Origin of the sequence: Leptolyngbya sp. CCNP1308, from assembly GCF_034932455.1 — a bacterium.
GTDB lineage: Bacteria > Cyanobacteriota > Cyanobacteriia > Phormidesmidales > Phormidesmidaceae > Nodosilinea.
The window spans coordinates 163,071-189,094 of the sequence record NZ_JAYGIH010000002.1 but is presented as its reverse complement, the minus strand read 5'-3'; the positions used below and the strand labels follow the sequence as shown (position 1 = coordinate 189,094).

Annotated in this window: 15 protein-coding genes and 1 tRNA gene; 8 read left to right on the top strand and 8 right to left on the bottom strand. The window is 57.6% G+C overall.

From position 1 onward, the window contains the following. Nucleotides 1-180: 180 nt before the first annotated feature. Together VB780_RS01890 and trmB are read right to left on the bottom strand one after the other, a co-directional pair. Nucleotides 181-254, bottom strand: a tRNA-Arg gene (locus VB780_RS01890). Nucleotides 255-293: 39 nt separating this feature from the next. Further along, nucleotides 294-929, bottom strand: coding sequence for a tRNA (guanosine(46)-N7)-methyltransferase TrmB (trmB, locus tag VB780_RS01885; RefSeq protein ID WP_323349439.1), 636 nt, complete (start codon nucleotides 927-929; stop codon nucleotides 294-296). A 113-nt stretch (nucleotides 930-1,042) separates the two neighbouring features. Here trmB and VB780_RS01880 point away from each other — a divergent pair, with 113 nt between their 5' ends. The 6 genes from VB780_RS01880 (at nucleotide 1,043) to VB780_RS01855 (ending at nucleotide 13,749) form a co-directional block, all read left to right on the top strand. Beyond that, on the top strand, nucleotides 1,043-2,155 hold the full coding sequence (locus VB780_RS01880) for a metallophosphoesterase family protein (RefSeq protein WP_323349438.1): 1,113 nt from the start codon (nucleotides 1,043-1,045) through the stop codon (nucleotides 2,153-2,155). Between the two features lie 793 nt (nucleotides 2,156-2,948). Further along, nucleotides 2,949-5,420: a hypothetical protein gene (locus tag VB780_RS01875; protein WP_323349437.1), complete on the top strand. Its 2,472-nt coding sequence runs from the start codon at nucleotides 2,949-2,951 to the stop codon at nucleotides 5,418-5,420. 107 nt (nucleotides 5,421-5,527) lie between these two features. Then, nucleotides 5,528-6,091 (top strand): hypothetical protein, encoded by a 564-nt coding sequence (locus VB780_RS01870; RefSeq protein ID WP_323349436.1) that lies wholly within the window; start codon nucleotides 5,528-5,530, stop codon nucleotides 6,089-6,091. Between the two features lie 179 nt (nucleotides 6,092-6,270). Continuing rightward, a complete protein-coding gene (locus VB780_RS01865; RefSeq protein ID WP_323349435.1) occupies nucleotides 6,271-7,830 on the top strand; it encodes a hypothetical protein in 1,560 nt (519 codons plus the stop codon). 16 nt (nucleotides 7,831-7,846) lie between these two features. Further along, nucleotides 7,847-11,515: a TonB-dependent receptor gene (locus VB780_RS01860; RefSeq protein ID WP_323349434.1), complete on the top strand. Its 3,669-nt coding sequence runs from the start codon at nucleotides 7,847-7,849 to the stop codon at nucleotides 11,513-11,515. Beyond that, nucleotides 11,512-13,749, top strand: a complete 2,238-nt coding sequence (locus tag VB780_RS01855) for a hypothetical protein (protein WP_323349433.1) — start codon at nucleotides 11,512-11,514, stop codon at nucleotides 13,747-13,749. The genes VB780_RS01860 and VB780_RS01855 overlap by 4 nt, the downstream gene beginning before the upstream one ends. Nucleotides 13,750-13,899: 150 nt before the next feature. Here VB780_RS01855 and VB780_RS01850 read toward each other — a convergent pair whose 3' ends face one another. After that, on the bottom strand, nucleotides 13,900-16,506 hold the full coding sequence (locus VB780_RS01850) for an endonuclease/exonuclease/phosphatase family protein (RefSeq protein ID WP_323349432.1): 2,607 nt from the start codon (nucleotides 16,504-16,506) through the stop codon (nucleotides 13,900-13,902). Nucleotides 16,507-17,003: 497 nt separating this feature from the next. Between VB780_RS01850 and ttcA the strand changes: the two genes are divergently transcribed. Next, the gene (gene ttcA / locus VB780_RS01845) at nucleotides 17,004-17,924 is read left to right on the top strand and encodes a tRNA 2-thiocytidine(32) synthetase TtcA (RefSeq protein ID WP_323349431.1); all 921 of its coding nucleotides are present in this window, start codon (nucleotides 17,004-17,006) and stop codon (nucleotides 17,922-17,924) included. A gap of 10 nt (nucleotides 17,925-17,934) precedes the next feature. Here the strand turns inward: ttcA and VB780_RS01840 are convergent, their stop codons facing one another. From VB780_RS01840 to VB780_RS01830, 3 genes are all read right to left on the bottom strand, one after another. After that, the gene (locus VB780_RS01840; RefSeq protein ID WP_323349430.1) at nucleotides 17,935-18,399 is read right to left on the bottom strand and encodes a DUF29 domain-containing protein; all 465 of its coding nucleotides are present in this window, start codon (nucleotides 18,397-18,399) and stop codon (nucleotides 17,935-17,937) included. Nucleotides 18,400-18,485: 86 nt separating this feature from the next. Then, nucleotides 18,486-22,160, bottom strand: coding sequence for a methionine synthase (gene metH / locus VB780_RS01835; RefSeq protein WP_323349429.1), 3,675 nt, complete (start codon nucleotides 22,158-22,160; stop codon nucleotides 18,486-18,488). Between the two features lie 170 nt (nucleotides 22,161-22,330). Continuing rightward, the gene (locus tag VB780_RS01830) at nucleotides 22,331-22,876 is read right to left on the bottom strand and encodes a Rieske 2Fe-2S domain-containing protein (RefSeq protein ID WP_323349428.1); all 546 of its coding nucleotides are present in this window, start codon (nucleotides 22,874-22,876) and stop codon (nucleotides 22,331-22,333) included. 238 nt (nucleotides 22,877-23,114) lie between these two features. Between VB780_RS01830 and uraH the strand changes: the two genes are divergently transcribed. Next, the gene (uraH, locus tag VB780_RS01825; protein WP_323349427.1) at nucleotides 23,115-23,474 is read left to right on the top strand and encodes a hydroxyisourate hydrolase; all 360 of its coding nucleotides are present in this window, start codon (nucleotides 23,115-23,117) and stop codon (nucleotides 23,472-23,474) included. Here uraH and VB780_RS01820 read toward each other — a convergent pair. Together VB780_RS01820 and VB780_RS01815 are read right to left on the bottom strand one after the other, a co-directional pair. Next, nucleotides 23,471-24,505 (bottom strand): diguanylate cyclase, encoded by a 1,035-nt coding sequence (locus VB780_RS01820; RefSeq protein WP_323349426.1) that lies wholly within the window; start codon nucleotides 24,503-24,505, stop codon nucleotides 23,471-23,473. The genes uraH and VB780_RS01820 overlap by 4 nt on opposite strands. Further along, nucleotides 24,495-25,952 (bottom strand): ATPase domain-containing protein, encoded by a 1,458-nt coding sequence (locus VB780_RS01815; protein ID WP_323349425.1) that lies wholly within the window; start codon nucleotides 25,950-25,952, stop codon nucleotides 24,495-24,497. Before VB780_RS01815 ends, VB780_RS01820 begins: the two co-directional genes overlap by 11 nt. Between the last annotated feature and the right edge of the window lie 72 nt (nucleotides 25,953-26,024).

Sequence of the window (26,024 nt, the reverse complement as noted above, 5' to 3'; positions counted from 1 at the left end):
CCAGACGACGGCGCATGGTTGCACTAGCAGAGTAAAAACAGGCGCAATAGCCCCGGTTGACAGCAAAGTCAAACCGTTTAGCCTGAAATTTGAATTGGGCTGACCCTAGGGATTAATCTGCTTTTTGCAGTAAGTAACGGTAGGTCAGTAAGTTTCTGCATAGCGCAGTGATGTAAACAACAGGGCTGGCGGGATTCGAACCCACGACCTGCCGCTTAGGAGGCGGCCGCTCTATCCTGCTGAGCTACAGCCCCAGGTCTTTGGCCATTCTACACTCTGGTCTGGGGGCAGGGCTAAGTCCGAACAAAGATCGCGCGGTGGACGGGCAACCCCTGCTCTAGAGTGACGCGCTCGCGATCGGTTTGGGCAGGGAAGGGGCTCTCGGGCAGCCAGTCTTGGCCCTGGCGGAGAAAGTGGGGGTTTTCGGCGATGCGATCGCACATATCCACCGCCACCTCTTCCACATCCGACTGCACCACCAGGCGTCCGCCAGAGGGCAAAAATTCCGCCAGAGTGCTGACCAGCTCGGGTTGCAGCACCCGCCGCTTTTGGTGGCGCTTCTTAAACCACGGATCGGGGAACTGGATAGACACCTGCTGCAAAGGGTTCTGGTCGCCCCAGCTTTCTAACAGAGCCCGCAGGGAGATATTGACGTTGCAGTACATAAAATGCAAGTTGGTCAGCCCCGTCTCTTGCTGGCGCTTTTGGGCCGATTCGACCACGGGCTTGCGAATTTCGAGGCCCAAAAAGTTCCACTCGGGCGCAAGCTGGGCCATGGACAACAAAAATACGCCTTTGCCGCAGCCAATGTCGATGTGCAGGGGCTGTTGGGGGTTGGCAAAGGCTGCGCTCCAGCTAGGAGCGTCAACGGGAGCCTGGTATTTGTCGCTTAGGGGGTTGACGTGCTGACGCACCCGAACAACTGCCACAGCCTTGACCTCGCTGGAATCACGGCTTTCTATCATGCCACTTTGCCTGGGCCAATTGGGCATCTAAAGGCTAGGCTGTTAGGGACATGCATAAAAATCAACGTTTTAATTTCATGGGACAGCGTTTTCGCTTCGCTATTATCAGCGACCCTCACATTGCCCGTCCTGAGACGATCTACAATGGCCCCAATCGCTTCCATTTAGTCGAAGTCAGCATTCCAGGCATTGAACAGATTTTTGATCACCTCGAAACCCTGGATCTAGATTTTTTGTTGCTGCCTGGCGATCTCACCCAGCATGGGGAATGGGTGAATCACCGCTGGCTGATCGATCGCCTCAAGCGATTGCCCTTCCCTGCCTATGTGGTGCCGGGGAACCACGACGTAATTGCCAGGGATGCCAGCGATCGCGCCATTGGCCTTCACGACTTCCCCCGCCTGTACCAAGACTTTGGCTACAGCGACGGCAAAACCCTCCACTACCAGCACGAAATTCTCCCCGGCGTGCGGCTGGTGGCGCTCAACTCCAACGCCTTTGAGCCCAACGGCGAGCAGATTCGGGTGGGCCATGTGGATGATGCCCAACTCGACTGGCTAGAGGCCACGCTGGCAGAATTTTCGGATGACCTGATCTTGGTGATGCTGCACCACAACGTGTTGGAGCATCTGCCGGGGCAGTCTAACAGCCCCCTGGGTCAGCGCTATATGGTGAGCAATGCTGAGGCGATCATCCAGCGGCTAGAGGCGGCAAAGGTGCGGCTGATGTTTACCGGCCACCTGCATGTGCAGGATGTGGCACGGCGGGGCGACCTGTGCGAGGTGTTGACTGGGTCGCTGGTCAGCTATCCTCACCCCTACCGGATTGTGGAGATTGAGCGCGGCGATGGTGATCTGCGGGTGGAGGTGCGATCGCGCCGTCTCACCGCCGTTGGCCCCTGGGATGACCTGCAGGCCATGTCGCACCAGTGGATGTGCGATCGCGCCGAGGGGTTTATGACCAAATTTCTAGTCAGCCCCCCGGTGGGACTGGCCGAGCACGAGGCTGCCGCCATTGCTCCCAGCCTCAAAACCTTTTGGGCCAGCATCGCCGCTGGCGACACCCAGATCGACTTTTCGCACCTGCCTGTCGATGTGCAAGAGCGGCTGGCCCACTTCAACTCGGTGGATAGCGAGGGTAAGCCCCAGGCGATCGACAACACCGCCACGCTGGTGTGGCCTGCAAGATAGGCTGTTTGTAGACTTTATAGCGACTACAGCTACTGCTCACCGGTTGGACGAGCTGCGACTAAAGAAGCAAACCTGGCTTCTGGCTAACCGATTGGTCTAGCGTCTAAATCATTGCTGCTAGCTGCCCTTAGACGCAGCGCAGTCCGTATAGCCATTCGTCAATGCATCGATCTGGCCACCGGTACAGGATTTAGTCCTTTCCCTAAGGGCGGTTGATCGACAAAAGCCTGCAATTCTTGACCACAAAATGCTGGCAATCATAGGTAGCCACTTCGCATCGTTATTTCTGCTTAGCTTTTTCCCAAACCAGAAATTCTATTGGTAGATTTGCTGAGGAAAAATTTCTTTGGACATGCCTAAAAAATCTAGATCGACACATTAAATTTTATTGCTTCTCTGAAACATTCATCAAAGCAAAAATGGCATTAGAAGGAATGAACGCAAGGTATACATGCCTGTAATCTAGAGCTTTAGAGAAACTCAGTCTTTATGCCATGGCCGCCACACAGCTAGAACATGCCAATGTTCTCCCGAGTAATCCTCGAAGAGCGGCTGCAAATTCGAGGCAAATCGTGACTAAAAGGTTCCAGGCCTAAAACTCAAGTAATTAATTGAAAACTGTTTTTCTCTTTTCGTTCAAGGGAATACTCAGGAGGCGAGCCATTTTCAGGCCTTAACCAATCTATTTTAATGCCATATTTTATAGTTTTTGCTTGTCCTTAATGCCTCGCAGGGTTGTTTGGGTAAAAGCCCTGGCGTTATCCAGGGGAATTTGTTGCGCCATATATTAGCTATGAAAAATACAGAACCATCGCCTCATTCTCGGTTTACCAGTCGATTCAAACCCCTGGTTATTACGGCGATCGCCACCAGTGGCGCTCTCCCCTTCCTAGCACCCGTTTTAGCCGAAGGCACCGCTGCCGGTACCGATATCATTAACCGGGCTACGGCGACCTACAGCGATGGCACCACCAACTTTGACGCCATTTCGAATACCGTCACCATCAAGGTAGAAGAGGTACGGGGCCTAACCGTCACCGATGCGGGCTTTACGGATGCCAACGGCGGTAGCATCGCCACCAGCGACAATCTCTACTTTGACTTTTTGGTCACCAACACCGGCAACGCCGACGCCTTCGTCTACATTCCGGGGGCCACGGACCTTGGCCCTCTAGCCATAGGGGGAACTATCACGGCCGTAGAGGTTATTGCCGTCAATGGCACGAACCTAGGCACCGCGATCGCCGTTCCAGCCGGAGGTAATAGCACCAATAACCTGGCCACTTTCCCCAACACGGGCATTATCGGAGCCGACCAAAACTTCAAAGTGCGGGTAACTATGGCCGTCACCGCCACCAATGCTGGTGATGCGGTGAAAGTGCAGTTTGGTAATACGGCTGACAATACCCCCAATACCCAAAACCAGCAAAATATTGCCTTTAGTACTGATACAGCCCCCACTACCAACGATGTCTACACCCTAGACGCCAATGGCACCCTGGCTCCTGCCAACGGCGAACGGGAAGCGGCTGCATCCCACCAGGAGTTTTTGGCTACCCAGCCCAAGCCCCTGGCCCAAACTACCCTGTTAATGACCTCAACAACGGCACCCGGTGCCCTGGCCAGCGATGCTCGCGACGATAGCATCACCTACGATCTCGACTTCCGAGTTGCCAATAACCCTCAGCCAGGCTTCCCGGCAGGCAGCCTGGAAGGCACCCCGATCAACCTCAATGGCTCAACCGTTGAGCGCATCTTAGTTTCCACTACCGTGCCCCCCAACACGGTGTGGAATGGCATCGCGCCCATCGTGCCCAACGGCAACTGGATTCCGGTCTATTCCACCGATGATGCCTACAGCGGCACCGAAAACCCAATTAGCGGCGTCAGTTGGACTACCGTTGCGCCAGCGGCAGGTACTGTTAAGCGCATCGGCTTTGTCTACGATGCTGGCACCAACGGAGCCCTGCCGCCGGGCACCGCCGTCAACGACTTTAGGTTTACCGTGGTGACCAGTGGCCTGCCCGCCACTGGGGGCACCATTACCAACATCGGTCAGATCTTTGGTCAAACCTTTGGCGATTTGGCCAATAACCTGGTCTACGACGAGTCGGGCGACCAGGATGCCAACAACTATGACGATGGCGTCTTCCCGCCCAACCCAAACATCAGCGACTTCATCGCTAGCCCTCAGACGGGCGCTGCCAATCCCAACGACCCAGACACCAGCAGCAACAACACCGGTACTGGCCCCAATGGGGAATCAAACGTCGTTGGCATTTTGCCCCTGTCAGCAGCTAACAGCGCTCTGCTCAATGGGCCTAACAACGTTCCCAACGCCATTGGCCCCACCAATGCCCAGGACGACTTTACTAACGCCGCCACCACGGTAGATACGGTAGGGACGCAGGGCAGCGCTAGCAATCCGGCGGCGGCAACCATCACCAACACCGTCAGAAACACCATTGCCACCAATCTCGACAACGTCAAGCTCTTGCCCTTCGCCCCCAATGCGACCAACCTTCTAACTGGTGGTATTCACGGCACCAACGCCAGCATTCCCGATGGCACAACGGTGACTATTAGTTTTGGTGCCCAAACGGCTGTCTACACCTACACTGCCGCTGGCGGCTTTGCCTCGGCTAACCCACCCGTGGTCATTGGTACCCTAACGCCAAACCAGCAGCAGTCCTACCAGGTAACGGTAGATCTGCCTGCGGGCACGAATCAAATTCAGGGCTACACCATCCCCATCGTGGCTTTTGTGGATAACGACAGCAGCAACAGCTTTGTTGCCACCACAGACACGGTCTACAACTTTACCAACAACCGAATCTATCCCGGCTTCGTCAATCTGGTGAAGGCAGCCCGCATTATTGACCGCGATGGCACAACGCAGCTTGAGGCGTTTACCGCGACTCCGACCCGGCGGCCTGAGCCAGGGCAGTTTGTGGAATACCAGATTACGTACCAAAACATCTCTGAGATTCAACCAGCCACTGGCGGCGGCAACGTGCTGCTCACCGGCAATGGCCTGGTAATCAATGAGGATGGAGCCGCCGCACCGAATACCTGGGCAGGCATTACCACCCACCGTCAAAACACGGTGGCCACTGGCGGCACCCTACAGTTCTACAACGGAGCGGTATTGCTGGGCAGCACCGATCCAGCCTCGGGGGCGGCGGTAACCCGGTACGTTAACACCATTCCATCCCTGGCACCTCAGGTCGGCGGCACGCTAACCTTCCGCCGAATTGTCAACTAAGCCTCTAACACGTTGGGGACGAAATCCGGCATTTTGCGCAGCATTTCGTCCCCTGCGAATGCCACCACTTGAAACTTACACAGCATTTTTGGACAAGGTTTATGACTATGAAACGCTCGATTGGTTTAGGTTTAGCTGCCCTGGCAACCCTGCTCATCGTTCCCCTGGCCAAAGGTAGCCCCGTGATGGCGCGGCTCCAGACGATCGGCACCGAGATTGCCCAGCAGGTGCGCCGCCCAGAGGTGAAGCTGGTGTTGCAGGCAGAAAAGCAGGTGCAAACAGTCGATGCACAGGGTGAACCCCAGTTGCTCTGGCAAACCCTGGAGGGGGAAGCAACGGTGCAGCCCCAGGACGTTTTGCGCTACACCGTTGCGTCAGAAAATGCCGGAGAAATGCCGGCTAAGGATCTCGTGATTACCCAGTCGATTCCGCCCCAGATGACCTACGTGCTGGCGACGGCAACGGGCAACGACGGCACAGCTATTACCTACAGCATTGACGGCGGCAAGTCCTTTGTCGCCGAGCCCCTGGTGGAGGTGGTGCAGGAGGACGGCACGGTGACTCTGGAACCAGCCCCGGCTGAAGCCTACACCGACATTCGCTGGGACTTTGCCCAGACTCTGGAGCCTGAGGTGGTGGTGCAGATGGCCTACGACGTCACTGTGAAGTAGCCCTGGGGGCGATCGCAGATTGCACTCGCTGCCAGCGATCGCCCCAGCTTTCCATCCCTACTGACTATGCCCTGAGCGCCCCCAAGTCTCTTGAGGACAGGGTTTTTGTGCCAATTTTTCCTGGCTTCGCGATCTGACCCTCACGCCCTACAGTCCTGAATCGTTTTCGTAAAACTCCAATGGGTAAGCATTGTTTCCACCAGCTATGGCAATGGAGTCTCACGATTCTCCGACTAACCCTATCGGGCAGCGGCGGTCGACCTCGAAAACGATTGGGCTACCTCTTGGGGTTTGGCTTGGCGCTGGGCCTGACCCTCATACTAACTGCGCCGCTGGTGGCGCAACCCTCACCTGAGCCGAGCTTAAGTAACCAGGTCACCTACACCTATAGCGTTGGCAACGGCCCAGCGACGTGGACGGGCAGTAGCTCAGTGTCGCTAGGGCTGAGCTTAGTTGACCCCTTTGGCCAGCTTTTAGGCTGTGGCGGCAGCCCGCTGCCAAACTACATCGGCTTTACCGTGGCGCTCTACGACCCGCTGCCCGGTGACCCGCTCCAGAGCGAACTGGGGGCATTGGTCTCGCTAACGCCCACTGAGCTGCCCAATAATCCAAACAATAGTGTTCCTGGGGGGCTTCCTCCCAACATCACCAACGCCAACCCGTACAACCTTTCAGCCCAGGGAACCTACAACTTCTTGTTCGACGCTGCTAGGGGACAGGTCGATATCGGGCGCACCTACCTGCTGGTGGTTACGCCCCCAGTAGGTACCTCCTACCTACAGCGACGACTCAAGCTTCAGATTATCGGCAATAACGGCGGTGTAATTACCTACCGGGCCACCTCCCTGGATGGTCAACCAATTACCGCTACGGGGGCAACCCAGATTGATCAGCAAACGGTACAGGTTAACGACGCCGCTCAGACGGGGCTTCAGCTTTCTGCCCTCAACCTGGTAACGACGCTGTGCAACTCCCGGCAGATGCAGCTCACTAAGTCGGGCGATCGCGCCGTTGCCCAGCCAGGGGACACCGTGATCTATCGGGTCGTGGTTCGCAATCAAACCGATATTGCGCTGCAAACGATTGCCTTTACCGACACCCTGCCTTTGGGCTTCAGGCTGGTGGCGGGGTCTGCCCGAGCGGCGATCGCAGACCAGACCTACCCAGTGCAGGTGAGCCAATCAAATTCTACGGTGGAATTTCAGGTGGATGCAGCGGCATCGCTGCCGGTGGGCGAGGCTCTGAGCCTAGTCTATGCCGCCCAGCTTACCCCCGATGCCACTCGCGGCACGGGACGAAATTCGGCGCTGGTGACCGCTCGCCGTAGCGACACAGGCGCGCTCCTGCGAGATGGCCCCGCCAGTCACCGGCTGCGGATTGATCCAGGGCTGCTGTCCGACTGCGGCACCCTGATTGGTCGAGTCTTTGAAGACCTGAACTTCGATGGCGAGCAGCAGACCGGGGAGCCGGGCCTGCCCAATGCGGTGATTTTTCTGGACGACGGCAATCGCATTACCACCGACGAGCGGGGCATTTTTTCCCTGGCCAATGTTTTGCCCGGCTATCGCTCCGGCACCCTCGATCCGCTGAGCGTGCCTGGCTATGAGCTGGCCCCTAACCGAGTCTTTATTGAGCGCAACAGTGCGTCTCGGCTGGTGCATCTGGCCCCTGGCAGCCTGGTGCGGATGAATTTTGGGGTTCAGCCCCAGGCCCAGCTGGGAGGTGGCCAAAATGAGTAGTCAGTTTCGGAGAACGATGCTTGCGTTGGGCAACGCGGGTCTGCTCCTGGGCAGCCTAACGCCGCTAGCGATGGCCCAGGCTGCGTTCGAGCCTGCGGCGGCAGCAGACATTTCGGTCGAAGCGCCAGCAGTTCCTGTGGCTGAGCCCCTGACACCTGCGATCGCTCAACCCTCGCCGCTGCCGATGGATTCGGTAGCCCCTTCCACATCTTCTGCTAATGAGGCGGTGGATTTAGTAGCCCCTTCTGCTAGTGAAACTAGCGAGACCAGTGAGACCCTAGCGCCCGCCAGTCAACCTGCCGCCGCTGAGGCAGCAACCTCAACTACTGAAACTTCAGAACCTGCCACCCAGGCCGCGATTCGCTTTCTCACCCCCACCCCAGAGGCCGTTCTCGACATTCCGTCAACCACAGTAACGCTGCAATTTCCGGTGGGCAGTGAGATTACCCTGGTGGTGAACGGTAGCCCAGTGGGCGACGACCTGATTGGCCGCACCGAAACCAATCTAGAAACCGGCTTGATTACTCAGACCTGGTACGGGGTGGGGCTGCACTCCGGTGAAAACCAGCTCTCTGCCCAGGGCCAGCTAGGAGGTGCTGCGCTGACTCAGGCAGACCTAACCATTCAGGTGCGGGGGGCGATCGCCAGCTTGAGTGTCACCACTCTGGAGAGCCGGGTGGCCGCCGATGGTCGATCAACGGTCACCGTGCAGGGTCAGCTCCTTGATGACCAGGGCAATGTCGCTAGTCAGGATACGGTGATTACCCTGGAGTCCAGCCAGGGGCAATTTGTTGAGGACGATCAAAACTCCGATCAACCTGGGTTTCAGGTTCAGACCCAGGGGGGCAGCTTTAGCACGACGCTGCAAACGGGGTTGACCCCAGGCCAGACCACAATTCGGGCCAGTCGGGGCGATCTGGAAGCCTATACCCAGGTGGAGTTTACGACTGAGCTGCGCCCCACGCTGCTAACCGGGGTGGTAGACGTGCGTCTGGGCAGCGGTGGCACCGATTTCTACAGCCGCTACCGGGATTTTTTGCCCGCCGACGGTGGGGCTGGCACCCAGCTAGCGATACGAGGCGGGGCCTTTGCCATTACCTCCTTTGGCGACTGGCGCTTTACCGGGGCCTACCGCAGCGATCGCGCCCTCAACGAAGGCTGCGACGGCACCGTGCCGCTGTTTCGCAATTATCAAGACTGCGATCGCCCCTACCCGGTCTACGGCGATGACTCCACCTCAGAGGTGCTGGCCCCCTCCACCGACAGCCTCTATCTGCGGCTAGAGCGCACCTCTCCCACACCCAATGCCGGGTCTGACTATGTAATGTGGGGGGACTACCGCACCGACGAGTTTGCCACCTCCTCCCAGCTGTATAGCAGCATCAGCCGATCGCTCCACGGCTTTAGCGGCAACTACAACCTGGGCAACCTCCAGCTCTCCGCCATCTACGGCAACAATATCCAGGGGTTTCAGCGCGACACCATTGCCCCCGACGGCACCAGCGGGTTTTACTTTCTGTCGCGCCGCCTGCTGCTACCCGGCAGCGAGGCGATTTATTTTGAGCTAGAGGAGCTAAATCGGCCTGGTCAGGTGCTCGATCGCCAGCCGCTCAGCCGCGGCCCCGACTACGAAATTGACTACGATCGCGGCACGGTGCTCTTTCGTCAGCCGGTGTTGCGCACCGCTGTCGATGGCCAGGGTCGTACTCTGGTGCGGCGCATTGTGGCCACCTACCAGCATGAAGGCGGCGGCAGCACCAGCCTCTATGGTGGCCGACTGCGCTACCACCTCAACCGCGACCCCGCCCAGGCTAGCTGGCTGGGGGCCACCTACCTACAAGAAAACCACGCCGACCAGCAGTTTCAGCTTTACGGTGCCGATGCCCAGATCAACTTTGGCAGCGGCGGGCTGCTGCTGGCTGAATATGCCCACTCAACCAGCAGCTTGATCAACACCAATCCTGTGGCGGGAGAGGCCTATCGGCTGGAGGTGAGCAATGCCTTTAGCGATCAGCTCTCGGCCCGAGCCTACTGGCAGCAGGTCTCTCCTGGTTTTACCAACAATGCCACCACCAGCTTTGTGCCGGGCCAGCGTCGCTACGGGGCCGAACTCCAGGCCGATCTCTCAGAAACGACCACCCTGCGCTTTGGCTACGACCACGAAGACAACTATGGCGTCGCCCCAGCGACCCTGACCGCCCTGGAGCCGCTGCTATTTCCTGGTGTTGCTGCCGCCCCTGGGCAGCCCCTCGACAACTCACTAACGACCATCACCGCTGGCATTCAGCAGCGCATTGGCAGCGCCACTACCTCACTCGATTGGATTCACCGCGATCGCAGCGATCGCCTCAATCCCCAGTTCAGCACGGTGACAAACCAAATTCGCTCCATGGCGACCCTGCCCGTCACCGAAAACGTCACCTTCACCGCCCTTAACGAGTTCACCCTGGCCGGCCAGGCCGATGCCGTCTACCCCAACCGCACCCTGCTCGGTCTCAACTGGCAGATTCAGCCCGGCATCAGTCTGGGTGTCACCCACCAGATCCTCAACGGCGGTCAGTTTGACAACGACAGCCTCACCTCCCTCTACCTCTCCGGTGACTACGAGTTTGGCACGGGCACCCGGCTGACCGGCAACTTCTCCCTGTTTGACCGGGGCCAGATGTCCGGGTCGGTGGGTATTCAGCAGGGTGTCACCCTGGCCCCAGGTCTGCAGCTTGACCTAGCCTACGAGTATGTGTTCCAAAGCAACAATCTGGTTACTGGGGCGGGTACCCAGTTTGCCCAGCCCTACGCCGTGGGTCAGTCTGCCGCCGCCCTCGCCCCCACGGGCGGCAGCAGCTACAGCGTTGGATTGTCCTACACGGGCAGCCCCGACTTCCAAACCAACCTCCGGTTTGAGCACCGTACCTCCGGCGCGGCGTCTAACACCGTCATTTCCGCCGATGCCCAGGGCCGCTTGTCGCCCTCCCTTACGGTACTGGGCCGCTTTCAGCAGGCCAGTGCCGCCAACCAACTGCTCTCGGGGCTGGGCGATACCACCAACCTGCGCCTCGGCCTCGCCTACCGCAATCCCGACAACGACGTGTTTAATGCCCTGCTGCGCTACGAGTACCGCCGCAACCCCGGCCTGCTGCCTGAAAGCCTGCTGGAGAACAGCGGCAGCGGCTCAGCCGATCATGTCTTTGCCGCCGAGGCTATCTATGCTCCCAACTGGCAGTGGGAATTTTACGGCAAGTTTGCCCTGCGGAGCAGCACCTCGTACTTGGCCTCAGATTTAGTCGGCAGCAGCACCGTCACTCTGGCTCAGCTGCGGGCCACCTATCGCCTCAACTACCAGTGGGATCTCGTCGGCGAAGCCCGCTGGATCAACCAGCCCGGCGCTGGCTACAGCGAAACCGGCTTTTCCCTAGAGACGGGGTACTATCTCAACCCCAACCTGCGGCTCTCGGCGGGCTATAGTTTTGGCGGCGTCTACGATCGCGACTTCAACGGCTCCCGCTCCGCTGGCGGCCCTTACTTTGGCCTCACGATCAAACTCGACAACTCGCTGCTAGAGGGCTTCAGCATTGACGACGACCCTTCTATTCAAGCGGGGCCTGAAGCAGCGCCTTTAGAGCCCATGTCAAACAGCGAACCCACACCTAGCCATCATCAGCCCCGCTCTCTGGAGGAAGCAATATGACATCTTGGTTTCGTCGTCATACTTGCGTAACGACAGCCTCAACGAACCTGCTGAGGACTGTCATTCCCACAGCCTTAATCTGTACAGCTGCGCTGATGGCAGGGACTGTTCAACCCGTCAGATCTGAGGGCAGTCGGGAAATGGTGGCTGACGGAGGCGATCGCCCCTTCACCGAATGGGCCGACGCCACAACGGCAAACATTCCCCGTAAAACTCTGTTAAAGGTGTATGTGCAAGCGGGTGAAACCTTAAATCTAGGATCGAGCGTCCATACGAGTTCTACGAATCCAGCTGACATTGTTTATCGCAATCCCTCTGGTGTACAGGGCAGTTGCAACGTCTTAAACACAGGATTTGGCTGGATTGACACTGTCGCCAAAGAAACTGCCGGGCCGTTACCCAACACCAGTGGCTATACTCCCTGCATCGTAAACGTGACTCAAACGGGTATTTACGAAGTTGAATTTCGCGCCCCGTCTACTAGCGGCAATCCTCCTCCGATTAGCGCTACAGCTGCCTTTCCAACGGGCGGCACCCAAAATTCTGGGGTTGCCGCCTGGGATATTACGGTTAGAACTGCCGGAGGTGTTGCCCAACCTGGACGGGTATTTACTAACTATGTAGCCATGAACATGGGTAGCAACGGTCGCAGCCTAGCCAGCGACTTTTATATCCAAACGTGGGATGGGTATCTCTATAGAACTGACATGAACAACGTTGACCCCTTTGGGTTTGTCTTCTTTGGCAACTCCAAAGGTTTTCTAGATAGCGATGGGAGTACTCTATATCACTCTGCGCGGGCCGTTGACAACAACCTCAGCCCTTTCTCAGGCAACGTCATTGTTCAGAATCCTTTAGCACCCAATGCCCCTGCCACAAACACCTATACCCATCTGGTATTTTTTAATCGCCCAGATATTGGAGCTCTAGGCGCGTTGGGTATTCCTGCAGCTCCAGCTGTACCTCAACCGCCTACAGATTTCCGATTTACGGGTGTTAACAATAGCGACAATCGCACCTTGATTGGGGTCGGAGGATATTTCGACTTTACGGTCGCTAGCGGCAGCAGCTATCAAATCATTCTTGATACAAATGTAGACGGAGTATTCAACTCGGCGACTGATCGTGTGCTAGAAAACACGTTAGTCCCCGGAGCCAATCGCGTTTTTTGGAATGGAAAAGATGCCAACGGCAATAACTTACAGCCCCGCCCTGGCAATGCTCCCTACAATGCCAGAATTGTCATTCGCAATGGTGAATATCACTTCCCTATGCTAGATGCCGAAAGCAATACCAGCGGTTTCATCATTGAAATGACCAATCCTCCCCAAGGATTTCCCAACTTTCTTGACCGCAACGGAGTACCCATAGACCGCTACACATTTTATTATGACGACAGCAACTACACGACCGTCAACGGCACGCAAGTCAGCCTAGATGGCACAGGCGCAACCTCTCCGCGCAACGCTAGGCAGGGGGTTCGAAGCATTACTGGCGGACACGGATTTACCAGTAACTATGGCGACTTTAAAGGAATCGACACCTGGGCTTTCTTCCCCAGTGAAGCGGTTTTTTCTAACGTCATCATCACCACCCAGATTACCAATCCCAGTCTTCTACTGGTTAAGAGAATTACGGCGATCAACGGTGTCCCGATTACTGACCAGGTTGATGGCATTGACAGCCCTGGCGATCCGAACTATGTTGGTGCTCCCCGAGATCAAGATGATAACCATGCCAACTGGCCCAGCGGCTTTCTGAGAGGCCGCATTCGCGATCGCATTCAGCCTGGCGACCAAATAGAGTTTACGATTTACGTTCTCTCCAGTGGCACTGCCTCGGCCCAAAATGCCCTGTTCTGCGACCTGGTACCGGCGAATGTGACTTTTTTGCCCGCCGCTTATAACAACACCGCCGCTGCGGCTGGGCCTAGTCCGGTACCAGGGATAAGCACCTCGGGGGGCGATCGCGGCATCATGCTGGGTATCGGCACCCAGTCCAGCACCAGCCCTTACCCCATTCTGGCATCGCTATCCAACAGCAGCGATGGCGATGTCGGGCAGTACGTCGCCCCCGGTATTGCCTTGACCACCATTGACAGTCGGTTGGCGAGCTGCGGCAGCAACACCAACGGGGCAATTGTGGCTAGACTGGGCGATTTACCCCAGGCCACCAGCGCGGGTAACCCCCCAGGGTCCTACGGCTTTGTCCGCTTTCAGGCAAGGGTCAACTAGTCCGAGGGCGATCGCTCGCCGTAGGTAACCCGCACCTGAGAACAGACGGTTTTCTCCAGAAACCTGAGGCTTTGAGCAGGAAAGAAACCGGGTTTCTAAAGCTGGCTTTTGGGGACTTTGACGATGCCTTAGAAACCCGATTTGTAAGCGCTAGAACACGAAGTTCTCGGCATCGTGCAGCGCCGCTGCATCTACCCCCTGGAAGGTGATGAAGTTAGTGAACTGGGTGCGACCACCGCCCATGCGGTCTAGCTCCAGGGAGAGCTGGGTGCGATCGCTGTTGCCCAAACTGCGAATCTTCACCAGGCCATCGGCCAGGGGATTGCTGCCGGTGTAGCCCACGCTGACCAGCAGGTCGGTGAATACCAGCTTGTCAGCCCCCACCTCAAAGTCGGTGAGGGTAGCCCCGGTTTGCTCGGTGCTGGTGTACACAATCTGGTCGCGCCCGCCGCCCGTGGTGATCAGATCGGGGCCACCGCTGGCCAGGAAGATATCGCTGCGATCGCTGCCCGTCAGCACATCTCGCTGGGGTGTGCCCTCGATTACGTTTGGAGCCTCGATGGTAAATCGAGCCAGCACCGGATCGTGATCGCTGGCCTGGAGGGATTCAGCAAACTCAGCGTTGACATGCACGGCGTCGTATTCCGCCGTGGCCGCCAGACTGTCGCTGACCAAAATGTGGTCGAGGGTCTGGGAATTGCCCTGAAAAATGTAGGAATAGCGCTCGTTGGGGTCGAGGCTGTTGGTCAGGTTGGTCAGCCCAGCACTCTCCAGCCCCGTTACCGGCGAGACAAACTCAAACTCGTTGAGGTCGCCCAGCACCACTACATTGGCGGTGGGGTCGCTGCCCAGCAGGCCGCTGACGTAGCCCTGCACTGCCTGCGACTGAGCCTGGCGCTCGTCGAGGGAGCCGTTGACGGTGACGTCTTCCTGGCGGGCTTCGAAGGGTTGCTCGGTGCCCAAAATCGGTGCGCTGCCTCCCTTGGATGAGAAGTGGTTGTTCACCAGCGTCACGGTTTCGCCGTTGAATTCAAAGTCGGCCACCAGGGGCAGCCTGGCCCCAGCAAAGGTTTCGCCCTGGGCCTGACCACCGATGGTAGCCACGGACTCTTCTACTAGGTCAACCCGGCTGGGGTCGTAGAGGTAGGCGGTGCGAATGTTGGCCCCCGGCTGGCCGCCGCTGGCGTTGTTGAGAACAAACGGGTTGTCCTGGAAGGCGTAGGTGGGGCCACCGGCAGCTGCGATCGCATCCACCAGAGTCTGCAAGGTCACATTCGCCGCCGTCACGCCATCGTTGGCACTGCCCGAGTTATCCTGTACCTCTTGCAGCGCAATGATATCGGGGGCATTGAGATTGTTGACAATCTGCTGGGCGATCGCCGCAAACTGCCCATTGGCAATGTCAGCATCGCCATCGCCGTCGTTGGGGTCGAGGTTGAGTACGTTGTAGCTGGCCACCGTGAGCTGGTCGCTATTGCCACTGAGGGTGCTGACCTCCTGCTGCAAGAGCGCCGACTGAATAGTGCCCGTGAAATCTTCGGTCGCCACAATTTGGAAGTTGCCGAAGTCGTAGTTGATGACACCCGTAACATCCCCCAGGTTGTCGCCCACAGTCACATCAGGGAAGTCGAAGTCAAACACGCCGTTGTCAAACTGTACCTGCACCCGCTCGGGGTTGAAGTCGTCGGGGCTGAGGTTGAGCGTGCCGCGATCGCTCAGGCCGGTAGCCCCCGCGCCATTGTCCACCACCCCAAAGATTTCGCCAAAGCCGTTGGTGCCATTGACCACCCGCAGATCCTGGGCGGTCACCCGCATACCCTCCAGCGACTCAAAAAAGTCGATGCCATCGGTGAGCGGGTCGAAACTGCCAAAAGCGTCGTCGTCGATATTTTTGGTAGGGGGCACCCGACCGCCTTGGCCCAAAATAACGGCCTCAGGCAGGGCATTGCCGGTGCTGAGGGTGTCAATGGTGAGGCTGCCGCTGAGCTGGGTGGTCGATAGGTTGCGCGTAGCCGCACCGCCGGGGGTAAACTCCGACACCGTGCCCGCCACCTGCAACTCGTCGCCCACCGCCACAGTGGGAGCGCTGCCAGTAAACACAAAGATCGCATCAGAGGTGGCAATATCGCCATCGCCCAGGGCGTCTTGTAGGTAAAATCCATTGGTATCCACAGCGGTGACAATACCCGTGGTCGCTACCACATCGCCCACCAGCGCCGAGCTGTGCCCAGCCCCTTGAATGGCGTAAATCGCCGTCAGTTCTAGATCGCCGCCGCCATCACCGCCGCCGTTATCCGCGCTGTTGACCGCCCCTTTAGTGGCGGCTAAGGGGCCAGTCCAGACCCCGTCAATTAGCTGTAACGATTGGCCAATGGGGGTGTCGCCATCTTCTGCCACGCCGATGTCAATACTGGTGAGGCCATTGGCCGGGCCACCCACCGCCCTGAACGACCCCTCATAGCTAAGGAATTCCAGCACATTTCCCTCGGCATCGACTAAGGCAATACCGTCGGGTGCCCCGTTCTGAATGCCGTTGCTGGGAAAATCGACCACGATCGTACCCTGACCATCGCTCTGGTTGGCCACCACGCCGCTGAGGGCAACGGTGCCGTAGACTGTGCCCCCATTGCCGTTGTACAGCACCAGGCTATAGCCGGTTAAATCGGTGCCCACGGGGGCCGCGATTTCGATAAATTCGCCGATGTCGGTGCCGGTGTTGTCGTAATGCAATTCGCTAATAAAAACTGAAGTCGCCATGAGAACCAATTACCCCCAAAAAATCAGTTTTTAGCCGCACAGAATCGACCCCACAGAGCATGGAGTTTAGATTTCATACGGGTTTCTACGCCTTCCAAATCCTTGGGCGCTCTGAACAGCAGAGCGCGACAGACTGACCCGTAAAAGGCAAATTCAGGTCAGCCTAACAGCGAACTTTACCTGAAACAAAGTTCTAATTAGCTATTCTCTAGGCAGGCATTGAGGCTCCAAAACTTGTTCCCAGAAACGTCATTAAGCGTGTCTGGAATGTCAGTGTTTTCACATAAACAGACTATCAGAGGGGCAGCGGCAGTCGGTAAAGGGCTGTTTAAAAGTGCTTTAAGCGATCGGGTCTTTGCACAAGCTTCATATAGGCCTTGTTTTAAGGCCTGGCGCATCGCCCCTAACCGACGGCGGGGTGGTGCCCTCGGCGCTTTAAAATAGAACGCTTGAGGGTGGAGAATTTTAGAAGTTAAGCATCGCAGGAGAACAGGCCCATGGCCGGAGTTAAACAGCCCACTTCCAACAGCTTTAAGAAGCTCCAGGGGTTTTTGCGATCGCGCGTCGGTCAGGCGATCGCCGACTACGGCATGGTTGGCGAGGGCGATCGCGTCATGGTCTGCGTCTCCGGCGGCAAAGACTCCCATACGCTCTTGGATATCCTCCGCCATCTTCAGCGCAGCGCCCCGGTCAGCTTCGAGATTCTCGCGGTGAATCTGGATCAGAAGCAACCGGGTTTCCCCGCCGAGGTGCTGCCCGAATACTTTGAGGCGATCGGCGTGCCCTACCGCATTGTCGAGCAAGACACCTACAGCACCGTTAAGCGCGTGATCCCAGAAGGCAAGACCATGTGCAGTTTGTGCTCGCGTCTGCGGCGAGGCGTGCTCTACCGGGTCGCCGCCGAAGAAGGGGCCACCAAGATCGCCCTCGGCCACCACCGCGACGACATGGTCGAAACGCTGTTTCTCAATATGTTTCACGGCGGCAGGCTCAAGGCCATGCCCCCCAAACTGCTGACGGACGATCGCCGCCACATCGTCATTCGCCCCCTGGCCTACTGCCCCGAGGCCGACATTGCTCGTTACGCCCGCTACCGGGAGTTTCCGATCATCCCCTGCACCCTGTGTGGGTCGCAGGCTAATCTACAGCGCGCCCAACTAAAGGAAATGCTGCAAACTTGGGAAAAACAGTGGCCGGGCCGCACCGAAACCCTGTTTCGCAGCCTGCAAAATGTTGACCCGTCGCAGCTGGCTGACCCCGATCTATTTGACTTTGGCGGGCTAGAGTCAGCGCAGATGATTCCGACCAGCGATGAGGACGGGAATGCGATCGGCACTGATTTGGAGAAAGAGTTTGACCCGGCTATGGCGCTCTTTGCCGATGGGCTGCCGCTACCCATGGGAGCGGCAGGGCGCTGAGACCCCATGCCTACTGGGGCAGGTACTTGCGATCGCGCACCTGCTCTTGGGTAAACGGGCTATCGACAGGAAAATTCTCTAGGCCAACCCCAGTTTCTGTGGCGGTCAAGTCGCGAGCCTCCTGGTAGCAGTCGGCAAATATCTGGTCAAAATAAGTTGTCAGACTGGGGCTGGTGCTCAGCAGTTCCTGTAGCCGACGGCGATGCTCCTTGAGGGTAAATCGCCAGCTGTTAGAGCGCTGCCCAGGCTGGTAGGCGTATTTGAGCAAATGCATCAGCACTACGATTAGGCTGTTGGTCAAGGCCCGTTTTTCGCTGCGCCCCATGTCGGTTAGTTCTTCAAGTAAGTTAGCGATATCTACCTCCGCGAGTCGGCCCGCTCTGAGCAGCTGGCATGTATTGTCAAGCCAGAGAGCGTAGTCTTGCCCGTAGAGACTGGCTAGTTTACCAGCCAGGGCACCAGTTTGAGGCGACATGGCGACAGCCCTTATAAACCTGCACTGCCATTGTAAGCGCGCGCCGAGGATGGTGCAGCAGTAATCGAGGTAGCGAACGGCTATCTCTAGGCACTAAAGTATTTTGCCGCCGGGTGGTAGGCCACGATCGCTGTCGTTGACTGTTCTGGGTACAGCTGCTCACTCTCGTCGATGGTCATGCCGATGCGATCGCTCTCCAGCAGCTTTAGCTGCACCGGCTGGTCAGCCATATTGGGGCAGGCCGGGTAGCCAAAGCTGTAGCGCGACCCCTGGTAGCGCTGCTGAAGAATTTCCCGCAGCGTCTCAGGCTCCGCATCTCCAAAGCCCAGCTCGTGGCGAATTCGGGTGTGACACCACTCCGCCAAAGCCTCCGCCGTTTGCACCGACAGACCGTAGTAGTAGAGGTAGTCGGTGTACTGGTCAGCCTTAAACAGCGTTTGGGCAAACTCCGTCGCCACTTCGCCCACCGTCACCGCCTGCATGGGGAATACGTCGAACTCCCCCGGTTTCGCCAGTTCCTTCGGCAAAAAGAAGTCGGCAATACACAGCCGCCGCAGAGATTTTTGCCGAGGGAATGTGAAGGTAGCAACAGGTTCCAGTAGGGGCAAATGGCTATTTGCTCCTACATCGAGATTCTCCATTACGGAGGGATCGTAAATGTGGAGGGAATTGCCCTCGGCCAGGCAGGGAAAGTAGCCGTAGACCAGCTGAGGATGCAGCAGGCTTTCTGAGAGAATCCGCCGCTTCCAGGTATCCAAAATCGGGTGGACGGTTTCTTTCAAGAAGGCATCGTACTCCTCCCTCGACTGCTCCTGGGGTTTGCGAAACTGCCACTGGCCCACAAACAGCGCCTGCAAATCGAGGTAGCCAAACACCTCTTCCAGCGAGATATCCGCCGGGGTGAGTACCCGCGTGCCCCAGAACGGCGGGGTGGGGCGGGCGATCGCGGGGTCTACGGCTTCGGAGCGGGTAGTGTCTTCAGGATTTTGGATTTTGGATTTTGGATTTTGGATTTGCGGGGTGTCTGTGTCCTCCTGGGAGGAGTCGAGGTGGGTCTGCTCCCCATTTTGAATGTCTAATTTTGCATTTTGAATTTCTTCCCCTTCATCTAAGAACCCCTTCAAATCATCCCAATTCTTCGCCGCCTTAGCGGGCATCAGCTTATCCATAAAGTGCAGATCAGAGAAGGCATCTTTGCCGTAGACAACCTTGCCTTTGTAGGTGTTTTGGCAGTCTTCGTGGACAAATTTGGGGGTCAGCGCCGCGCCGCCGAGGATGACGGGCACGGTGATGCCCTCCTGGTTGAAAGTTTCCAGGTTGTCTTTCATAAAGGCGGTCGATTTGACCAGCAGGCCGCTCATGGCGATGCAGTCGGCGTGGTGCTCTCGATACGCCTGGATGATCGCGTCCACGGGCTGTTTGATGCCCAGGTTGACCACCTTGTAGCCATTGTTCGACAGAATGATATCCACCAGGTTTTTGCCGATGTCGTGGACATCGCCCTTGACCGTAGCGATGATGAAGGTGCCCTTGCCCGAGCCATCGCTGTCGGATTTCTCCATGTAGGGTTCTAGATACGCCACGGCGGCTTTCATCGTCTGGGCCGATTGCAGCACAAAGGGCAGCTGCATTTGGCCAGAGCCAAACAGTTCGCCCACCACCTTCATGCCGTCGAGCAAAAAGGTGTTGATGATTTCCAGCGGCGGGTAGGTTTCGAGGGCTTTGGCCAGGGCATCGTCGAGGCCAATGCGCTCGCCGTCGATGATGTGCTGCTTGAGCTGCTCGTCGATGGGCAGGTCTTTAGCGATCGCCTCCTTTTTCTTCAGGCTCTTGCCCTCAAACAGGGTGGTGAGCTTGGTCAGCGGGTCGTAGGAGACAATGTCGCCGTCAAACTCGCGGCGATCGTAGATCAGGTCGCGACAGATCTTTTGGTGGTCGGGGTCGATTTTAGCCAGCGGCAAAATCTTGGCGGCGCTGACGATCGCCCCATCCAGCCCCACCTGCATGGCCTCGTGGAGAAACACCGAGTTCAGCGTCACCCGGGCCACAGGGCTGAGACCAAAAGAGACATTTGACACCCCCAGCATGATGTGGCTGCCGGGCAAGTTTTCCCGAATCAGCCGGATGGATTCGAGGGTTTCACGCCCGTTCACCCGGTCTTCTTCAATGCCGGTGGAGATGGGCAGGGCCAGGGTGTCGAAGAAAATTTCGTGGGCGGGGATGCCGTATTCCAGAGCGTCGCGGTAGGCCCGCTGGGCGATCTGGAATTTCTTCTCGGCGCTGCGGGCCATGCCGTCTTCGTCGATGGTGCCGACGACGATGCCTGCGCCGTATTTCTTGGCTAGTTTCAGAACTTTAAAGAAGCGCTCGTCGCCGTCTTCGTAGTTGGTGGAGTTGAGAATGCATTTGCCCCCAGCCACTTTCAGGCCCGCCTCCATCTTCTGCCACTCGGTGGAGTCGAGCATTAGCGGCAGGGTGACGTTGGTGACCAGGCGCGACACCAGCTCGTGCATGTCACGCTCGCCGTCGCGGCCCACGTAGTCTACGTTGACATCCAGGATGTGGGCACCCTCTTTGACCTGCGATCGCGCCAATGCCACCAGCCCATCCCAATCCTCCGCGTTCAGCATCTCGCGGCATTTTTTAGAACCGCTGGCATTCAACCGTTCTCCCACGATCAAGAACGAGTTGTCTTGCTCGTAGGGCTGGGGGCTGTAGATCGAGGCGGCGGAGGGGGTGTAATTGAGGGCAGGCCGTGGGTCGGGTAGGGGCGCACCATGGTGCGCCCCTACGGCCAACCCACGAACAGACCGTTCCTTGGGGCGCAAATCCTTCGCCAACTCCGCTAGTTGCGCAATGTGCTCGGGCCGGGTGCCGCAGCAGCCGCCGATCACCTGCACGCCGAGGTCTTCGATGAAGTGCATCAGCGACATGCGCAGCTCCATCGGGGTGAGGCGGTAGACGGCGTTGCCGCCCACGTTTTCGGGCAAACCGGCGTTGGGGATGCAGGAGATCACAAAGGGCGACTGCTCGGCCAGGTGGCGCACGTGATCTTTCATTAAATCTGGCCCCGTGGCGCAGTTGAGCCCCAAAATGTCGATTGGGTAAGGCTCAAGAATCGCTAGGGCCGCCGCCATTTCGGTGCCGACCAGCATGGTGCCCTGCTGCTCCATAGTGACGGAAACCATCAGAGGCAGGCGGGTTCCGGTAGCGACAAAGGCTTCTTCGATGCCGTTGAGGGCGGCTTTGATTTGCAGTACGTCCTGGCAGGTCTCCACCAGCATCAGGTCTACGCCGCCGTCGATCAGTCCCTTTGCCTGATCGACGTAGGAATCTTTGAGGGTGTCGAAGTCGATGTGGCCCAGGGTGGGCAGCTTTGTGCCTGGCCCCATAGAACCGGCGACGAAGCGGGGTTTGTCAGGGGTGGAGTATTCGTCGGCGACGCGGCGGGCCAGGGCGGCGGCGGTTTTGTTGAGTTCGTAGGCGCGATCGGCCAGGTCGTATTCGGCTAGCACGATCGCCGTGCCGCCAAAGGTGTCAGTTTCAATCACGTCGGCCCCGGCTTCTAAAAAGCCTCGGTGGACGGTTTCGACCGCCTTGGGGTTGGTGAACACCAGGTACTCGTTGCAGCCTTCGTACTCGGGGCCGCCAAAATCTTCCGCCGTCAGGTTTTGCACCTGAAGGTTGGTGCCCATCGCGCCATCGAAGACCATGACGGGGCGATCGGGGCTGTGGAGGCGATCGAGAAAGGCGCTAGACATGGGGCGTTAGAAGGTGATTGCGACAGAGATCACCTATTATCAACCATTGCCCCCAAAGAGCGCATCCGAAAACAGCTTCCCAAGACTACATGTCAAAGGGCCTGGCCCGTTTTCCAGACACGGTCTAAGTCTGTAGGTGCCCTTGATTGTGGATCTGCTGCGCGGATTCCCTAACGCGGATCGACTGAGGGAGCCCGATCAACGAGGCGAATCTGGTTTTGCCGTTCTACCACCGTGACGAGCGGCAGCGATTTGCGGGCTGGCCCTCGCAACAGTCGTCCTTCGGAGTCAAACCTGGAGCCATGGCAGGGGCAGGCAAAGCGGTTTTGGTCGGCTTGCCAGATGACGGCACAGCCCCGGTGGGGGCAGACGGGGCGCAGGCCGTAGGGGGCAAGTGTTGGACCTTCGTCGATTACTAAGTAGGTAACGCTGGGCAGTCCCTGCACCGGCTGGGGAATGCCTGGAGTGGTGGTGGGTAAAAAGGTATCGACGACGATCGCATCCCCCACCGCATCCAGCGCCTGTACCCCCGGCAAATAGTCGAGGCAGCGAGAGTTTTGCGGAAACACCGAGCACAGTTCTTCTAAATCTTGGCCCGCCGCTGGCTGGGGCCGCGAGAACACCATGGCGATCGCCCCCAAGCTGCCCCCAGCTATATACCTAAGCAGATACCGCCGACTAGGAGATCTGGGTTGGGACTGGGAGGAGTGGGTCATACGGTCTAAACTGCCTGTCGAGTAGCTGTAGAAATCCTGAGAGCCGAACTGTGCGCTACGGTCAGGCTAACGAACAATCCTCTTCTCAGCAAAGGATGGGCCAAGATTCTCGGCGGCTACAAAACACAGATTGCTGGTGTTTGAGTGCTCTATCTCGAATAATTTGGGTTTAACCACTATCCAAGGGCTTCTTACTATATGCTTTGTCTGTAGCTATCTGGCATGATTTACTACTGCAATGGGCAGACTCTCCACCCACGTTCTTGACACAGCCCTGGGTAAGCCCGCCGCCTCGCTGCGGCTCACAGTCTGGGCCATTAATAATGAAGCCGATATTAAAACGGCGCTCAAAACCGTTGAGACCAATAAAGATGGCCGCACCGACGAGCCTCTGCTCGATGGCGACGAGTTGCAAAAGGGCACCTACGAAATTACGTTTGATGTGGCCGCCTACTTTGCTCAAACGGGGGCGGCCCTCTCCGAACCACCATTTTTAGACCAAATTCCCATTCGCTTTACCGTGGCTGACCCCAGCGGCAATTTTCACGTGCCGCTGCTGGTGTCACCTTGGTCCTACAGCACCTATCGGGGCAGCTAGATTTGAATCAGCGGCGATGCGGGGGCAATGGCTGAGGTCATAACGATGCGATCGCGGCCTTCGGCTTTGGCCTGGTACAGAGCCGCATCGGCAGCTCGCAGCAGATCCTCAGGCTGTAACTCATCACTGGGCACAGCCCCAGCCACGCCAAAGCTAATGCTGACATAAGGGCTGACGGAGGATTTTGGGTGGGTGATGGCGCGGGCCCGCAGGTTACTGCGAATGCGGTTCAGCAGATGCAGCGCCCCCTCTAAACTGGTTTTAGGCAGAATCAGAGAAAACTCCTCGCCGCCGTAGCGGGTGGCCAAGTCTGCCGGGCGGCGAATCGCTGTATTGAGAACGTCTGCAATCTCCCGCAGACACTGATCGCCTGCAATATGGCCGTAGGTGTCGTTATAGGCTTTGAAGTAGTCCACATCGCAGAGCACTACCGCCAGCGGGGTTTGCTCGCGACGGCCGAGCTTCCACTCGTAGGCCAGCTTTTCGTCAAAGGCGCGCCGGTTAGGAATTCCGGTCAGACCATCCTGAGTCGCCATCTGATGGAGAATCTGATTGTCGGCCTCAAGCTGCTGCTCGCGTAACTTCTCTTGGGCCAGCAGGTCGCTGAGCTTTAACGACTGCTGGCGGGCGCGCAGCAGCGACTCAATCCGCAGCAGCAGCTCGGTCTGGTCAACGGGTATGGTAATGACATCGTCAACCTGCTGGCGCTGGGATGCCGTCATCAGAGCCAGGTGCGGGCGCTTGAGCAGCAGCAAAAAGGGCAGAAATACCGGGCTGGCCGCCTCTCGCTGCTTGGCAATGCGGTCAGCACAGCGCCCCAAAAAGGCGGTGTCAAAAATGCATAGATCAACCGCCTGGGTCCACTTTAGTGGCTCCGTTGGCAAGTCTTGCAGGCTATAAAAACGACTCAGTAGGGTGGCTAGCAGCTGACGATTTTGCGGATGGTCTACCCCCAGAAAAATGCGGGACTGCCATCGCTCGTCGGGTTCAGGGGGAAGCTTAACCGGGTCAGGTGAAACATCATCGCTCATTTTTGTGGGACTTAATGAATTCAGGAACTCCGCTTAAGATGCCCCGCAGCTGGGTCAGGGGACGACCCACCTTAATACCGTAGCGAGAAATTTCAAACTCGCGTAAAGTCTTCTCAAAATCGCTGAGGCGCTTCTTTAAAACGCCAATGGCCCGCCGCATCTGCCCGCGAATTTCTAAATACCGCAGAAAAATAATGTTGTCGGCTAGGTAGGACACACCCAGCTCCGTTACTTTAAAGTCGCCGGTAATCGATGCGATCTCGTTGGTGAGTATGGTTGTGATGCCCCGACCCTTCAGGTACTGGCAGAGGGTATGGACATTGCGAATCAGGTCGTCTTCTTGAAACGACAGCTTATAGCCCAGCACGCTGTCGATCATAATGATTTGGGCACCCGCTTTTTCGACTTCCAGACGCACGTGATGGGAAAACTCATCGGGAGAATAGACTAGCGGGTCAATTTTAATTACCGATAGCGTGCCCCGTTCTACCATGGCCCGCACCGGAATGTTGATGCCCTCACAGCGGTTGAGCAGGGTATCGACGGCTTCTTCAAATAGATAGACCACGGAGCGATCGCCCCGACCCGCCGCTTCTTTAATGAATTGCAGCCCCACCGTGGTTTTGCCCACGCCGCTGGGGCCAGAAATAATCGTCACAGTACCCGTTTCGATGCCGCCATTGAGCATCTCGTCGATTTCGGGAATGCCAGCGGGGCAAAGGCGGGTTGGGGCGGTGGCCACATTGTTTTCCCCAGCGACCAGATGGGGATACACCACCAGGCCGCGATCGCCGATGCGCATGGCGTGAGGCCCCTTGCGAAACTTGCTGCCCCGCAGCTTCGACACCTCAATATGTCGCCCTTCTCGGTGCATCCCCAGGGTGATAATGCCGTCGCTAATGAACTGCAAATCTTCGTCGGGGGCCTCCTGGCTGCTCTCGGAGGTAAACAGCACCGTCGCCCCCTGGTGCAGCAAAAACCGCAAAAACCCCACCACCCGCCGGCGAAATTGGTAGGTGTCGGCAGCCAGATAGCGCAGCTGCGTCATCGAGTCGATAAACACCCGCTGAGGCCTGATCGCACTGACCTGCTCGACAATGCGCTCCGTTAGCGGGTCTTGCTCTACCTGAGCAGAGGCAAAAATGTCGTACCCCTGATTTTGCACAAAAAAGTCGGCGTTTGGGCTTAAATCTAAGACTTCTACCGCCTCTACCGGAAAGCCCGAGACGACCGCGTTGCGCTTCAGCTGCGCCATCGACTCCCCCAGGGTGATGAACAGGCGGGGGGCACCATCCTTGAGGTTGTGGGTGAGAAAATGCCATCCCAGGGTGGTCTTGCCGCAGCCAGGGCCACCCCTGGCCAAATACGCCTGGCCCGGTGGCACACCTCCGTCTAAGACCTCATCTAAGCCCTCTATTCCGGTCAACAGACGTTTGTTATTAGGCATTTTGGTCGGATTGCTCTATCGGCTACGCAAAAGCGGCATTATCTTCCAGCGATTTCGCTAGACGATCGCTGA